The 14,265-nt window shown below is 48.7% G+C and carries 11 protein-coding genes; all 11 read left to right on the plus strand.

The genetic code is table 11. The features are described from left to right. Positions 1-35 precede the first annotated feature (35 nt). The 11 genes from DFP97_RS16055 to DFP97_RS16105 all read left to right on the plus strand — a co-directional run bounded on the left by DFP97_RS16055 (position 36) and on the right by DFP97_RS16105 (position 14,265). Positions 36-1,271: an LL-diaminopimelate aminotransferase gene (locus DFP97_RS16055; RefSeq protein WP_114381198.1), complete on the plus strand. Its 1,236-nt coding sequence runs from the start codon at positions 36-38 to the stop codon at positions 1,269-1,271. A 336-nt stretch (positions 1,272-1,607) separates the two neighbouring features. Beyond that, positions 1,608-2,183: a bifunctional pyr operon transcriptional regulator/uracil phosphoribosyltransferase PyrR gene (gene pyrR / locus DFP97_RS16060; RefSeq protein ID WP_114381199.1), complete on the plus strand. Its 576-nt coding sequence runs from the start codon at positions 1,608-1,610 to the stop codon at positions 2,181-2,183. Then, the gene (locus tag DFP97_RS16065; RefSeq protein WP_114381200.1) at positions 2,180-3,079 is read left to right on the plus strand and encodes an aspartate carbamoyltransferase catalytic subunit; all 900 of its coding nucleotides are present in this window, start codon (positions 2,180-2,182) and stop codon (positions 3,077-3,079) included. The genes pyrR and DFP97_RS16065 overlap by 4 nt, the downstream gene beginning before the upstream one ends. A 43-nt stretch (positions 3,080-3,122) precedes the next feature. Continuing rightward, complete coding sequence (locus DFP97_RS16070) at positions 3,123-4,409, plus strand: dihydroorotase (protein WP_114381201.1); 1,287 nt, start codon at positions 3,123-3,125, stop codon at positions 4,407-4,409. 66 nt (positions 4,410-4,475) lie between these two features. Next, the gene (locus DFP97_RS16075; protein WP_114381202.1) at positions 4,476-5,621 is read left to right on the plus strand and encodes a carbamoyl phosphate synthase small subunit; all 1,146 of its coding nucleotides are present in this window, start codon (positions 4,476-4,478) and stop codon (positions 5,619-5,621) included. Next, on the plus strand, positions 5,608-8,829 hold the full coding sequence (gene carB / locus DFP97_RS16080; RefSeq protein WP_114381203.1) for a carbamoyl-phosphate synthase large subunit: 3,222 nt from the start codon (positions 5,608-5,610) through the stop codon (positions 8,827-8,829). The genes DFP97_RS16075 and carB overlap by 14 nt, the downstream gene beginning before the upstream one ends. A gap of 149 nt (positions 8,830-8,978) precedes the next feature. Next, positions 8,979-9,716 (plus strand): orotidine-5'-phosphate decarboxylase, encoded by a 738-nt coding sequence (gene pyrF, locus DFP97_RS16085; RefSeq protein WP_114381204.1) that lies wholly within the window; start codon positions 8,979-8,981, stop codon positions 9,714-9,716. After that, positions 9,709-10,356 (plus strand): orotate phosphoribosyltransferase, encoded by a 648-nt coding sequence (pyrE, locus tag DFP97_RS16090; RefSeq protein ID WP_114381205.1) that lies wholly within the window; start codon positions 9,709-9,711, stop codon positions 10,354-10,356. The genes pyrF and pyrE overlap by 8 nt, the downstream gene beginning before the upstream one ends. Before the next feature lie 183 nt (positions 10,357-10,539). Continuing rightward, the gene (locus DFP97_RS16095) at positions 10,540-12,267 is read left to right on the plus strand and encodes a methyl-accepting chemotaxis protein (RefSeq protein ID WP_114381206.1); all 1,728 of its coding nucleotides are present in this window, start codon (positions 10,540-10,542) and stop codon (positions 12,265-12,267) included. Positions 12,268-12,494: 227 nt separating this feature from the next. Next, the gene (locus tag DFP97_RS16100) at positions 12,495-13,226 is read left to right on the plus strand and encodes an ABC transporter ATP-binding protein (protein WP_114381207.1); all 732 of its coding nucleotides are present in this window, start codon (positions 12,495-12,497) and stop codon (positions 13,224-13,226) included. Beyond that, positions 13,192-14,265, plus strand: a complete 1,074-nt coding sequence (locus DFP97_RS16105; RefSeq protein ID WP_114381208.1) for an efflux RND transporter periplasmic adaptor subunit — start codon at positions 13,192-13,194, stop codon at positions 14,263-14,265. The genes DFP97_RS16100 and DFP97_RS16105 overlap by 35 nt, the downstream gene beginning before the upstream one ends.

The raw sequence follows: 14,265 nt of genomic DNA on the forward strand, positions 1-14,265 counted from the left end.
TGAAAAAAATGAATAATAAGGACAGGTGACCCGAAATGACATCCATTAATCAAAATTACTTGGAGCTGCAAGGCAGCTACCTCTTTTCAGAAATCGCGAAGCGCCGCACAAAATTCATTCAAGAAAATCCGAATGCTGAAATTATTAGTCTAGGCATCGGCGACGTTACGCGCGGCTTGCCTGAAGCAGTGCTCAAAGCAATGCACAGCGCAGTGGACGAGCTTGCAGCTCCAGGCTCATTCCGCGGCTACGGCCCGGAGCAAGGCTATGATTTCCTTATTCAAGCTATTATCGAAAACGATTATAAAGCGCGCGGCATCGAGATTGCATCGAACGAAGTGTTCGTAAGCGACGGCTCGAAATGCGACGTGGGAAATATTCAAGAAATTTTCAGCGAAAACAGCATCGTTGCGGTTCAGGATCCTGTTTACCCGGTGTATGTGGATACCAACGTTATGGCAGGACGCTCCGGCAAATACAATCAAGAAACAAAGCGTTATGAAAATATTGCATATCTGGAGTGCACAGCGGAAAATGACTTCAAACCAAGCTTGCCGGACCGCAAGGTGGACATCATTTACTTGTGCTACCCGAACAACCCGACAGGCATGACGCTGACGAAGGAAGAGCTCAAAGTGTGGGTTGATTACGCAAAAGCGAACAATTGCATCATTTTGTACGATTCGGCTTACGAAGCATTCATCCAAGAGGAAGATGTGCCGCACAGCATTTACGAAATCGAAGGCGCTCGCGAAGTGGCTATTGAATTCCGCAGCTTCTCAAAAACAGCTGGCTTCACAGGCGTTCGCTGCGCGTACACAGTAGTTCCCCGTGAGCTGAAAGGCCTTGATGCGGCAGGCAACGAAGTGCTGATCAACGATCTGTGGAATCGCCGTCATACAACGAAATTCAATGGCGTGTCATACGTTACCCAACGCGGTGCCGCTGCTATTTATTCCCCTGAAGGCAAAGAGCAAATCAAATCTTTGGTTGATTACTACATGACAAACGCAGCGATCATCCGCGATGGGCTTGCATCACTTGGCCTTGAAGTTTATGGCGGCGTTAATGCTCCTTACATTTGGCTGAAAACACCGAACGGGATGGATTCGTGGTCATTCTTCGACAAGCTGCTTTCTGAAGCGAACATCGTAGGTACTCCTGGTGTAGGCTTCGGACAAAGCGGTCAAGGCTATTTCCGCCTAACCGCATTTGGCAGCCGTGAAAACACAGAAAAAGCGGTTGAGCGTATCCGTAAGCTTAGCCTGTAATAACCAACGCTATCCTTGTATAGCCAACGGGAATAAAACCACATTAAGTATAAGCAAAAATGTTCGCTTCTACTTGACATCTTTTGTCGAACGTGGGATAATTCCTATGATATACAGCAGTACCTTTAACTCAGTCCCGTGAGGCTGGCAAGGTAGCGTGAATAACAGGTCTATAGAAGAGAAGTATAGGACATCCTTAAACGCGCTTTCTGTGACGAAAGCTGCGGTGGTGTGCAACCTATCTTTTCGTGACTGATCACAAGCTCCTTGCGAACAACGCAAGGAGCTTTTTTTGTCGCAACCTGGCGAATTGGATGATGAAAGGAGTCAGCGGCAATGACGGAAGAAGAGCATCTGGTCATCATGGATGAAACGGCGATTCGCCGGGCATTAACGCGAATTGCTCACGAAATTGTGGAGAAGAACAAAGGCATCGATAATTGCGTGATTGTCGGAATTCGCACCAGAGGTATTTATTTGGCGCAACGGGTTGCGGAACGCATTCAAGAAATTGAAGGTAAACAAGTCGTTGTGAGTGAGCTAGATATCACGCAATATCGCGATGATCGCAAAGCTGCCATCGCTGCAGATATTGAAGTAGCCGCCGCAATTGGCGATACGGACGGCGTCCCGTTCACGGTTCAGGACAAACGCGTTATTTTGTTCGACGACGTGTTGTATACGGGAAGGACGATCCGTGCGGCTATGGACGCGCTCATGGACTGCGGCCGGCCGCAAAGCATTCAGCTTGCAGTCCTGGTAGACAGAGGACATCGGGAACTGCCCATTCGACCAGATTTTGTCGGTAAAAACGTGCCAACTTCGAAACAGGAGCAAATTGAAGTGGCTCTAGCCGAAATCGACCAAATCGATCAGGTAACGATTATTAATCAGAGGGGGCAAGCCGGATGACTATGACTAAGCTAAAACAGCGGAGTTTGCTCGGATTAAAGGAGCTAAGCAAGGAAGAGATTGAATCGATTCTCGATCGCGCTGCTTATTGGGAAAACCATCCCGTTAAAGTACACACAGCCATGCAAGGTAAATTTGCAGCTAATATGTTTTTTGAAAACAGTACGCGTACAAGGTTTTCCTTCGAGGTTGCTGAGAAGCGTCTAGGCGCAGAGGTGCTGAACTTCTCGGCAGCGGTATCGAGCGTGCAAAAGGGAGAATCGATATATGATACGGTACGAACTTTGGAATCGATGGGGATCGACGTAGGCATCATCCGGTTAAAGCCAATCGGTGTGCTGGCGGAGCTTGCAACGCGGATTAAGGTTCCGCTAATCAATGCGGGAGACGGCAATAATGAGCATCCTACGCAGGCGCTGCTCGACATGTATACGATGCGCAAACACTTTGGACAACTAAAAGGGCTGACGGTTACCATTGTCGGAGATGTTTTGCACAGCCGCGTAGCACGATCAAATTTATGGGCCTTACAAAAATTCGGCGTCAACGTCAACTTCTGCTCTCCGCCTAATATGCAAGCGCCGGAGCTGAACGCATCATATGTCTCCATGAATGATGCTCTGAAATCAGATGTCGTTATGATGCTTCGCGTACAGCTTGAGCGCCATGAGAGCGGCATGCTGAGCTCGGCGGAAAACTACCGGGAGCATTATGGACTTACAGCGGATCGGGCAAGCAAGCTTGCCAAACATGCAATCATCATGCATCCGGCACCAATCAACCGCAATGTCGAAATTGACGACGAGCTGGTGGAGCACCCGCAATCACGCATTTTTCCGCAAATGGAAAATGGTGTTCCAATCCGAATGGCCGTCATCGAACGTGCACTCAGCTAACATTTTCAATAAAGACCGCATAAATCCGGAGGGTGAACAAACAATGTCATTATGGATTATTAACGGAAACGTATGGAACGAAGCTTCGGGCAGCTTAGAAAGCAAGCACATTCGTGTCGAAAATGGCAAAATCGAAGCAATTGTAGACGGCGGGACAACGCCGGATACGGGCGGCGCACAAGTCATTGATGCACAGGGCAAACTTGTATCGCCGGGCTTTATCGATATGCACGTTCATTTACGCGATCCGGGATTCGAATATAAAGAAGATATTGCGACAGGAACCCGTTCCGCAGCCAAAGGCGGCTTTACAACCATTGCTTGCATGCCGAACACGCGCCCGGTAACGGATACGCCGGAAACGGTCAAATATATTACGGATAAAGCAGAGCAAGTCGGCATCGTTAAGGTGCTTCCCTATGCAGCTATTACCAAAAATGAGCTTGGACGGGAACTGACGGATTTCGCCGCACTGAAGGAAGCTGGAGCGATTGGTTTTACGGATGACGGGGTCGGCGTACAGAATGCTCAAATGATGAAGAATGCTATGGCGCTTGCCAAATCGATGGATATGCCAATCATCGCACACTGCGAAGATGATTCACTGGTTGAAGGGGCATGGGCCTCTGAAGGCGAGTTCTCTCGCAAGCATGGCCTGAAGGGTATCCCGAATGAGTCCGAAGCGATTCACGTCGGCAGAGATGTATTGCTCGCTGAAGCGACAGGCGTTCATTACCATGTATGCCATGTAAGCACGGAACAATCGGTCCGGCTCATCCGTCTTGCGAAGCAAATCGGCGTTCGTGTTACTGCTGAAGTTTGCCCGCATCACCTGCTGCTGTCGGATGAGGATATTCCGGGTCTTGACGACGCCAACTGGAAAATGAATCCTCCGCTTCGCACGCCGCGGGATGTTCAAGCGGTCATTGAAGCGCTTGAGGATGGAACGATCGATATGGTCGTAACCGACCACGCGCCGCACAGCGCGGAAGAAAAGGCCCGCGGCGTACAGCTGGCACCTTTCGGAATCGTAGGCTTCGAGACAGCCTTCCCGCTCTTGTACACAAAGTTCGTGCAAACAGGACAATGGACTTTAGGATTCCTTTTGCAGCGTATGACTGCAGATCCTGCCCGCGTCTTCCGTCTTCCGACAGGCCGGTTAACGCAAGGAGCTCCGGCTGACCTAACAATTGTTGATCTGAACAGTGAGCGCACAGTAGACCCAAGCACCTTTGCATCAAAAAGCAACAATACGCCATTCGGCGGCTGGAAGCTTAGCGGCTGGCCGGTAGCGACTATCGTAGACGGCGTTGTAGTCTGGTCTGAATAGTAACTTTTTTAAAATCTTACTTAAGCAAATAGATGGTTAGCAATCAACACCTGAGGAGTGATACGGATGCAAGCAAGATTATTGTTGGAAGACGGTACGTTGTTTACGGGCCTTTCGTTCGGCGCAGATGCGCAAATGATGGGCGAGGTTGTATTTAATACAGGAATTACTGGTTATCAAGAGGTACTTTCGGATCCGTCTTACTGCGGACAGATCGTAACTATGACATACCCGCTTATCGGAAACTACGGCATTACGCGTGATGACTTCGAAGCCGTACGCCCCTACATTCACGGCTTTGTCGTTCGTCGCCATGAAGAGGTACCGAGCAACTGGCGCGCACAATATTCCCTTGGCCAAATGCTTAAGGAATACGGCATTCCGGGCATCAGCGACATTGATACGCGGATGCTGACTCGGAAGCTGCGTCACTACGGTACGATGAAAGGTCTTATCACGACTGGCAACGAGCGCATTGAAGAGCTGGCTGAGCGTCTGAATATTTCGAAGCTAATGACAGATCAAGTGGCTCGCACGTCAACGCAGCATCTGTTCTCAAGCCCAGGAGAAGGCGAGCGAATCGTACTGGTTGATTTTGGCGCAAAAAGCGGTATCCTGCGCGAATTAACAAAACGCGGCTGCGATGTCGTTGTCGTTCCTCACAATACGACTGCAGAAGAAATTCGCCGTCTGGCTCCAGACGGTATACAATTGTCGAACGGCCCTGGGGATCCGAAGGATGTCCCTTACGCGGTAAAAATGATTTCCGAACTGCTGGGCGAATATCCGATCTTCGGCATTTGCCTTGGTCACCAGCTGTTTGCCCTGGCTTGCGGCGCAGATACAACGAAGCTGAAGTTCGGTCACCGCGGCGGTAACCACCCTGTCAAAGAATTGTCGACTAACCGCTGCTACATCACATCGCAAAACCACGGTTATACAGTGCTTGAGGAGTCCGTACCCGATACGCAGCTGTCTGTAACGCATATCAACAACAATGACCGTACAATTGAAGGTTTGAAGCACAATACATTCCCGGCGTTTTCGGTTCAATATCACCCGGAAGCAGCGCCAGGTCCATACGATTCAAGCTATTTGTTTGATGAGTTCCTGCAAATGATCCGTACGCACAAGAAAAATAACCCACAAAAACCTCGTCAGGCTGTGTTATCGGAGACGTTGAAAGGAGAGCTTCAATATGCCCAAAAATAATGAACTCAAAAAAATTCTCGTGATCGGATCCGGTCCGATCGTCATCGGACAAGCGGCTGAATTCGACTATGCAGGCACTCAAGCTTGCCAAGCGCTCAAGGAAGAAGGCTACGAGGTTGTTCTTATAAACAGTAACCCGGCTACAATCATGACCGATACAAACATGGCAGATAAAGTATATATCGAGCCGATTACGCTTGATTTCGTATCGCAAATCATCCGCCAGGAGCGTCCGGACGGATTGCTTCCGACGCTTGGCGGTCAAACGGGCCTTAACATGGCGGTTGAGCTTGCCCGTGCCGGCGTTCTAGAACGCGAGAACGTGAAGCTGCTCGGAACACAGCTGACGGCTATCGAGAAAGCGGAGGATCGCGACTTATTCCGTGAACTTATGCGTGAACTGGAGCAGCCGGTACCAGACAGCGATATCGTAACGACAGTAGAAGATGCAGTAAACTTCGCTAACAAAATCGGTTATCCGATCATCGTTCGTCCTGCTTATACACTTGGCGGAACTGGCGGCGGTATTTGCGCGAACGAAGAAGAGCTTCGTGAAATCGTTGCATCCGGTATTCGTTACAGCCCGATTAACCAATGTTTGATCGAGAAATCGATTGCGGGCATGAAGGAAGTTGAATATGAAGTTATGCGTGATGCGAACGACAACTGTATCGTCGTTTGCAACATGGAGAACTTCGACCCGGTTGGCGTACATACTGGGGACAGTATCGTTGTTGCGCCCAGCCAAACGTTGTCCGACCGTGAGTATCAAATGCTGCGCTCGGCATCGCTCAAAATCATTCGCGCTCTAAATATTGAGGGCGGCTGCAACGTACAATTCGCACTAGATCCGCAAAGCTACCAATACTATGTAATCGAAGTAAATCCGCGTGTAAGCCGTTCATCGGCACTTGCTTCGAAAGCAACAGGCTATCCAATTGCTAAAATGGCTGCTAAAATCGCTATCGGCTATACGCTTGATGAGCTTGTAAACCCGGTTACGGGGCAAACGTACGCTTGCTTCGAGCCAACGCTCGATTACATCGTTTCGAAAATTCCGCGCTGGCCTTTCGACAAATTCGTTAACGCGAACCGTAAGCTGGGGACACAAATGAAAGCGACCGGCGAGGTAATGGCCATAGGCCGTACATTCGAGGAATCCATTCATAAAGCGGTTCGCTCACTCGAAATCGGTGCACACCGCATTCATTTGAAGGATGCATCTTCCCTTGAGGACGCCGTGCTCCGCACCCGCCTTGAGAAACCGGACGATGAGCGTATGTTCCTTGTAGCGGAAGCGTTCCGCCGCGGCTATAAGCTGCAAGAAATTCAAGATATCACGAATATCGACTGGTGGTTCCTTGATAAAATCCAATCGATCGTCGCTTTCGAGGATCGTCTGCGCAGCGAATCGACATTGTCGCAGCAATCGCTGTATGAAGCGAAGCGTAAAGGCTTCTCCGACCGCTCTATTGCTGAAATTCGCCGAGAAGGCTACCCGAATGGCAGTCATACGACGGAAGCGGACGTACGTGCCCTTCGTGTACAGCTTAACCTGAAGCCCGTTTACAAAATGGTTGATACCTGCGCTGCGGAATTTGAAGCGTCGACACCTTACTACTATTCAACATACGAAGTAGAAAATGAAGTTATCGAGACAGACAAACAAAAGGTTCTCGTTCTCGGCTCCGGTCCGATCCGTATCGGTCAAGGTATTGAATTTGACTATTCGACGGTTCATGCGGTTTGGGCCATCCAAAACGCCGGCTACGAAGCCGTTATCATCAACAACAATCCGGAGACCGTATCGACAGACTTCAGCACATCCGACCGTCTGTATTTTGAACCGTTGTTCTTCGAGGATGTAATGAATGTGATCGAACAAGAGAAGCCGCTTGGCGTTATCGTGCAATTCGGCGGTCAAACCGCGATCAACCTTGCAGCTCCGCTTGCACAAGCCGGCGTCCGTATTCTTGGCTCCAGCCTCGAGAGCATCGATATGGCGGAAGACCGCAAAAAGTTCGAGGCTTTGTTACGCAGCTTAAACATTGCGCAGCCGGAAGGCAGCACGGTTACCTCGGTTGACGATGCGGTTAAGACTGCTCAAGGGCTTGGTTATCCGGTACTCGTTCGTCCGTCTTACGTACTTGGCGGCCGGGCAATGGAGATTGTATATTCGGACGAAGAATTGCTCAGCTATATGGAAGTAGCTGTTAAGATCAACCCGGAGCATCCCGTATTGATCGACCGTTACATGCTCGGCAAAGAGGCTGAGGTTGATGCGATCTGCGATGGCGAAACGGTTCTTATTCCAGGTATTATGGAGCATGTAGAGCGCGCAGGGGTTCACTCCGGCGACTCCATCGCGGTATACCCGCCGCAATCATTGTCTGATGATATTAAGCAGCAAATTATCGATATTACGATCAAAATTTCCAAAGCGCTGCAAGTAATCGGCCTTGTAAATATCCAGTTTGTCATTCACCAAGATAAAGTGTATGTAATCGAAGTGAATCCGCGTTCGTCGCGTACGGTTCCTTTCTTGAGCAAAGTAACAAACCTGCCAATGGCAAACCTTGCAACGAAAGCGATTCTTGGCACGAAGCTTGCCGAGCTGGGCTATACAGACGGCTTGTGGCCGGAAGATGAATATGTATCGGTTAAGGTTCCTGTGTTCTCCTTCGCGAAGCTGCGCCGAGTTGACCCTACCCTAACGCCTGAGATGAAATCGACGGGCGAGGTTATGGGACGCGATGTGAAATACGCTAAGGCGCTATTCAAAGGTCTTATCGGAGCAGGAATGAAGATCCCTACTACCGGTGCAATTATTGCAACTGTAGCGGATAAAGATAAAGAAGAAGCGACAGAATTGCTTCGCGGCTTCTACAATCTCGGTTACAAAATTATCGCAACGGGCGGAACAGCAGCAGCGCTTCAAGCTGCCGGCTTGCATGTGACTACAGTGAATAAGCTGAGCGAAGGCTCGCCGAACATTCTCGATCTCGTACGCGAAGGTCAAGCTCATTTCGTAGTCAACACGCTTACGAAGGGCAAGACACCAGAGCGCGACGGCTTCCGTATTCGCCGTGAAGCGGTTGAGAACGGCGTTGTTTGTATGACGTCGCTTGATACAGTACGCGCCCTGCTTGTTATGCTTGAAACCATCAACTTCTCCTCGCGTTCGATGCCTGTGCTGCAGAAGAAGTAATCTAAATAAGCTCACCGCAGCTTAAAAGTACGGCCAGCGTCAGATGCTTCGCGTAGTTCCGTCATGGATACGAAAATCCAGGGGCTGCCCGCGAAGCGGACGTATGGCCGTTTATTATGCAAATGAACAGAGAAAAGGGGAAATTTCGAATGAAGCTGACTACCGAGCAGGCGGCTGGACGAATTATGGTTGCGCTGGATTATCCGGATGCAGCGGCGGCGGAACGTTTAATCGCCGAGCTGCAGGGGATTCCTTGTTATATGAAGGTTGGGATGCAATTATTTTATGCAGCAGGTCCTTCCTTCGTGGAAAGCTTGAAAAAACGAGGCTACTACGTTTTTCTCGATGTGAAGATGCATGATATCCCGAATACGGTAAAAGGCGGAGCAAACAGCGTGACCAAGCTTGGCGTCGATATGTTTAACGTTCATGCCGCAGGCGGCAGCGCAATGCTTGAAGCAGCGCTTGAAGGTGTTGATGCTGCGGTTACCGGCAGCGGATTACTTAAGCCAACAGTAATTGCCGTCACCCACCTGACAAGCACGAGCCAATCGATGCTTAATGAGCAAATTGGAATTAACGGAACGGTAGAAGCTGCGGTGCTTCGATATGCCGAGTTGACTAAAGCAGCCGGACTTGATGGTGTTGTAGCATCGCCATCTGAGGTGGAAGCCATTAAAGCAGCATGCGGAGCTTCTTTTAAAACAGTAACACCTGGCATCAGGCCAAAGGGTGCAGACGTAAATGATCAATCCCGTATTATGACGCCTAGCGAAGCGCTTCGGCAGGGTACGGATTACATGGTTATCGGCCGGCCGATTACAGCCGCGCCGCAGCCGCGCGCAGCGTTAGAATCTATTATTAAGGAGCTGATTTCCTATGAGTAAATTGACTTTATCGGAATTGCCGACAGAAATTGCCAAGAGCCTGCTTGAAATCGAAGCGGTTGCGCTTCGGCCGAACGAGCCCTTTACATGGACTTCAGGAATTAAATCGCCTATCTATTGCGACAATCGCCTTACAATGACTTATCCAGCTATTCGTGATCTTGTAGCAGAAGGCTTCGCAACGATCATTCGGGAGCGTTACCCTGATGCAGAAGTCATAGCAGGAACATCAACGGCCGGTATTCCCCATGCGGCATGGGTTGCCCAAAAGCTGAACCTGCCAATGGCTTACATTCGCGACAAAGCAAAGGGCCACGGCAAACAAAATCAGATTGAGGGCCGTGTGCTCCCGGGTCAAAAGGTAGTCGTAATCGAGGATTTGATCTCTACAGGCGGCAGTTCATTGAAGGCGGCGTTAGCTGTTCGTGAAGCTGGCGCAGAGGTTTGTGCGGTACTGGCTATTTTCACTTATGAATTCGATCAAGCCGTACAAGCGTTTGCTGCGGAGAAAATGCAGCTTGAAACTTTATCCAACTACAGCGCGCTTATTCAAACAGCAGTGGAGCTTGGCAAGGTGGCTGCCGGGGATGTTGCGGCGCTGCAGGCTTGGAGAAACGATCCGCAATCGTTTGGAAAATAAGCATTTTAGTGTAAAATTATGTAAGCATGTTCTCCTTGTGAAGGAGGGCATGCTTTTTTTTGATATCATAAGTCATAATTCGACACAAAAATATTAAAAAATCGTCTCAACCCTTTCATTTGATTGTGTTTCTATCCGATAAATAACTATATAGAATATAAATAATCTGAGGGGCGGTTTTTTATGAAATTACCTTTACGTTTGAGACTTTCGTTGTTAGCTGTCATTCCACTCTTCTTTTTCGTTTTTACCGGATTTTATTTGCTCAGTGAGCAGCGATCGATGTTAGATGAGATGTCTGACCAAATTTATCAGACAACGAATAAGGTTGATTCACTTATATTAAATGCGGATCGAGATATGTATCAGGCTTTTCAAGCTTATTTGAAGATTGAATCGGGGACGTTGGATCAAGCAGGTGCCGATGCTGCCCTGGAGGAAATGGCTGAGAATATTAAGCAGGTCGAGGAGCGGGTGAGGGAAGCGAAGACCATTCTTTTCGAAAAAGAACTGCAAGGTCTAGCCTATGGTGAATCCAAGCGGACAGCCGATCAAATATTGCTTGAGTTTAAAGGTAATTTTAATTATTGGACATCCGCTGCCGTTACAGCAGCTTCAGATGGGGTAAACCAGTTTCAAAATAAAGAAATCAATGACAGCTTCCTAATTAGCCGTTCGGGCATAGATGAAATAGGAGGAAGCGTCGACATTCATGCTGAAATGACGATTGCTAAAATTAGTGACCAAATGCAAAAAAACCAGCTTACTTTACTCATTGGCATTATCATTGTTACTGTTTCATTATTTGTCGCCGTATTTTTTACAATCCGCCATATTATGAAAACGATTACAAGCGTAGTTAATAAAACACAGCGTGTTACTGAAGGTGATTTGACGGTTTTGCCTGATCGGAAGTACAGCAAAGACGAGCTGGGCAACATTTCCAGGTCGGTCGATCATATGATAGGAACAATGAAGCAGCTCATATCAGGGATTGCTGACAATGCAAGCGAAGTAAGCAAATCGTCCGCTCAGCTGACAACAGCATCGAAGGAATCCGCCGCGGCAGCAGAGCATGTAGCGATTAACATTCAAGAAGTGGCTAACGGCTCGGAAGTTCAAGCAAGAGGAGCGGTAGAAACGTCAAGAGCGATTGAGGAGATGACAATCGGCATCCAACGAATTGCTGAAAATACTTCTATGCTAGCTGATCAATCGGCCTCTACTTCGCATCAAGCAGACCAAGGACAAGCAGCACTTATACGCTTAATTGAGCAAATGCTCGAAGTAAAGTCCTTTATCAGCAAGCTGGCAGATACAATCGGTATGCTCGAACATCGCTCGCAGCAAATTGGCGCCATCGCCGAAAACATTACTTCCTTTTCGAATCAGACGAACATTCTCTCTCTTAACGCTTCGATTGAAGCGGCACGTGCGGGTGAGCACGGCAGAGGGTTTGCAGTTGTTGCGGGAGAAATCCGCAAGCTGGCGGCAAGCTCGCTTGAATCAGCAGACGGCATCCATCAGCTGGTTGATGTCACACGGAGAGAAATAGCAGGAGCTTCGGCTTGTATGACTCAAACGATGCAAGAGGTTGAACGGGGCGATGAAAGGGTAAGAGAAGTGAGGCAAAATCTTGATATTATCGTATCTGCCATTATACAGATGACCGAGCAGCTCCAAGAAAACTCCGCGATTACGGAACAAATGTCTGCCAGCTCGCAGCAGGTAAGCGCTTCAATGGAGCAGACCGCTTCCACTGCGGCACTAAACCTGGAAAAGACAGAAAGCGTTGCAGCGGCAACGGAGGAACAGCTGGCGTTGATGGAAAATATTTTGTCGTCGGCAGGACACTTAGATGCAATTGTACGTGAGCTTGATCTTGCAATTTCGCAATTTAAAGTGAAGTAGAAGCAGGCTGAAAGCTGTTTTTAGCACAATGCGCAAGCATAGGCTGAAAGCAGCTTTTTTTATTAAACCTTATGCGATGAAAATGTTTATAAAAGTTGTTTAAAATCGTCGTAACTTTTTGAGCTTGTCCTTCGTCTATCATGTAAGATGAGAATTATGAAAGTTGAAATAGCAATAAATAATGGTTTTTTTATTAAAACATGGTTAAGGAGGGATCGGGAGCGCTCATGGCCATTCCGCAGGAAGCAGAACAACTTACAGAGCAGCAGCTTGAACCCGCTGACGAACAGCGTAATCTACTCACCGTTACGAATGTAGAGCGTATATTTCAGGTTGGAGGTTCACAGCTGCACGTGTTAAAAGGCATTCGTTTAGAGCTCAAGGAGCGCCAGCTTGTTATGCTGAGAGGCAGATCAGGCTCAGGCAAGACGACGCTGCTAAATTGCTTAGGCGGCCTCGACACACCAAGCAAGGGGGAAATTTGGTTTAACGGGTTATCTTTTCACAGCATGAGCGATGACGAACGAACGTTGGTAAGACGCAAGGACATGGGATTTATATTCCAGGCATTTGCGCTTATGCCTTTGCTGTCCGCCTGGGAAAATGTTGAGCTTTCGCTCCGTATGGCAGGCAAGCCGCGCTCCCAATGGAAGGAAAGGGTTGCTCATTGTCTGGAGCTGGTCGGACTGGAGAAGCGGATGCATCACCGGCCATTCGAGCTCTCGGGCGGTGAACAGCAGCGTGTCGCAATAGCGAAGGCGATTGCGCATGAGCCGATGCTGCTGCTCGCGGATGAGCCAACGGCCGAGCTTGATTCGGGCATGTCGGCTCAAATAATGGCAGTCTTTCAAAATATCATTCGCACTGAACACGTTACTATCTGTATGACTACACATGATCCTACGATTTTGGAGGTTGCCGACCATGTTTATGAAATGGTGGACGGGAAATTTATTTAAACGTTCAATTGTTGCTGCTATGAGTGTTTCCTTACTATTTGCAAGCGGGTGCTCGCTGCTCCCGGCGGAAGAAGAAGAAGAGGTATTGCCGGAAATCGCACCGCCGCAAATTTCCAAAAAGCCGGAATACGAGGTGACAACAGCGACTCTCGAAACGAAGGTTCAGGTTATCGGCAAGCTTATTTCATTAGAGGAAGAAACCTTGTTCTTTACATTAGACGGTAAACATCTGAAGGAGCTTTATGTTAAAGCGGGTGAAACGGTCAAGGCAGGCCAGGTCATTGGCGAGCTGGATGTAGATGAGCTAATCAAAGCGTTGCGTTTGGAGCGGCTTGCCTTTAAGAAAGAAGAAATCGCGATGAAGGAAACGCTTCGTCAGCGTGATGAGATGGACCCGATTGAGTTTGAAGAGAAGTCTATTGCCTTCGAGGAGCGGAAGCAGAAGCTGGTCGACATGGAGGAAGAAATTGCGAAGGCTAGCTTGAAGGCTCCTTTCAGCGGAACGATTGTTACATTAAATGTGCAAAAGGGAGACTTGATCAAAGCCTACGCGCCTATTGCGATCGTAGCGGATACAAGTCAAATGACGCCTGCTGCTAAGCTATCTAAGACTGAGCTCGAGAAAGTTGCCGTTGGCATGGAGGCTGTCGTCAATATTAGCAACGCAGGAAATCTCAATGGCAAGGTAAAGCAGCTTCCGACTAAAGCCGAGGAACAAGACAACGGAGGCGGTATAGGCGGGCAGCCCGGAGAAACGAAGCCGGAGCGTCCTGAGGATTTTCTCATCGTAGACATTAAAGATTTGCCAAAGGGATTAAACCGCGGCACACCGTTATCCATAAGCATTATCACAAAGCGTACAGAAAATGCCATTGTTATTCCTCCTTCAACGCTTCGTTCAATCGGCTCCCGCACGTACGTGCAGGTTATTGATGCGGATGGCAAGCGCGAGGTGGATGTAGAGATCGGTCAGCAAACCGCGACGCAGGTTGAAATCCTCAAGGGGCTTCAGCCAGGGCAGAAAGTTGTAGGTCGATAG

It is taken from the genome of Paenibacillus prosopidis (assembly GCF_003337375.1).
Taxonomy (GTDB): Bacteria; Bacillota; Bacilli; order Paenibacillales; family Paenibacillaceae; genus Pristimantibacillus; species Pristimantibacillus prosopidis.

Bases quoted from the DNA above. Each gene is read 5' to 3' on its own strand.
- DFP97_RS16065 (WP_114381200.1), top strand. From the start codon at position 2,180: ATGACTATGACTAAGCTAAAACAGCGGAGTTTGCTCGGATTAAAGGAG.
- DFP97_RS16075 (WP_114381202.1), top strand. From the start codon at position 4,476: ATGCAAGCAAGATTATTGTTGGAAGACGGTACGTTGTTTACGGGCCTT.
- DFP97_RS16100 (WP_114381207.1), top strand. From the start codon at position 12,495: ATGGCCATTCCGCAGGAAGCAGAACAACTTACAGAGCAGCAGCTTGAA.
- DFP97_RS16055 (WP_114381198.1), top strand. From the start codon at position 36: ATGACATCCATTAATCAAAATTACTTGGAGCTGCAAGGCAGCTACCTC.
- pyrE (WP_114381205.1), top strand. From the start codon at position 9,709: ATGAGTAAATTGACTTTATCGGAATTGCCGACAGAAATTGCCAAGAGC.
- pyrR (WP_114381199.1), top strand. From the start codon at position 1,608: ATGACGGAAGAAGAGCATCTGGTCATCATGGATGAAACGGCGATTCGC.
- DFP97_RS16095 (WP_114381206.1), top strand. From the start codon at position 10,540: ATGAAATTACCTTTACGTTTGAGACTTTCGTTGTTAGCTGTCATTCCA.
- DFP97_RS16105 (WP_114381208.1), top strand. From the start codon at position 13,192: ATGTTTATGAAATGGTGGACGGGAAATTTATTTAAACGTTCAATTGTT.
- DFP97_RS16070 (WP_114381201.1), top strand. From the start codon at position 3,123: ATGTCATTATGGATTATTAACGGAAACGTATGGAACGAAGCTTCGGGC.
- pyrF (WP_114381204.1), top strand. From the start codon at position 8,979: ATGAAGCTGACTACCGAGCAGGCGGCTGGACGAATTATGGTTGCGCTG.
- carB (WP_114381203.1), top strand. From the start codon at position 5,608: ATGCCCAAAAATAATGAACTCAAAAAAATTCTCGTGATCGGATCCGGT.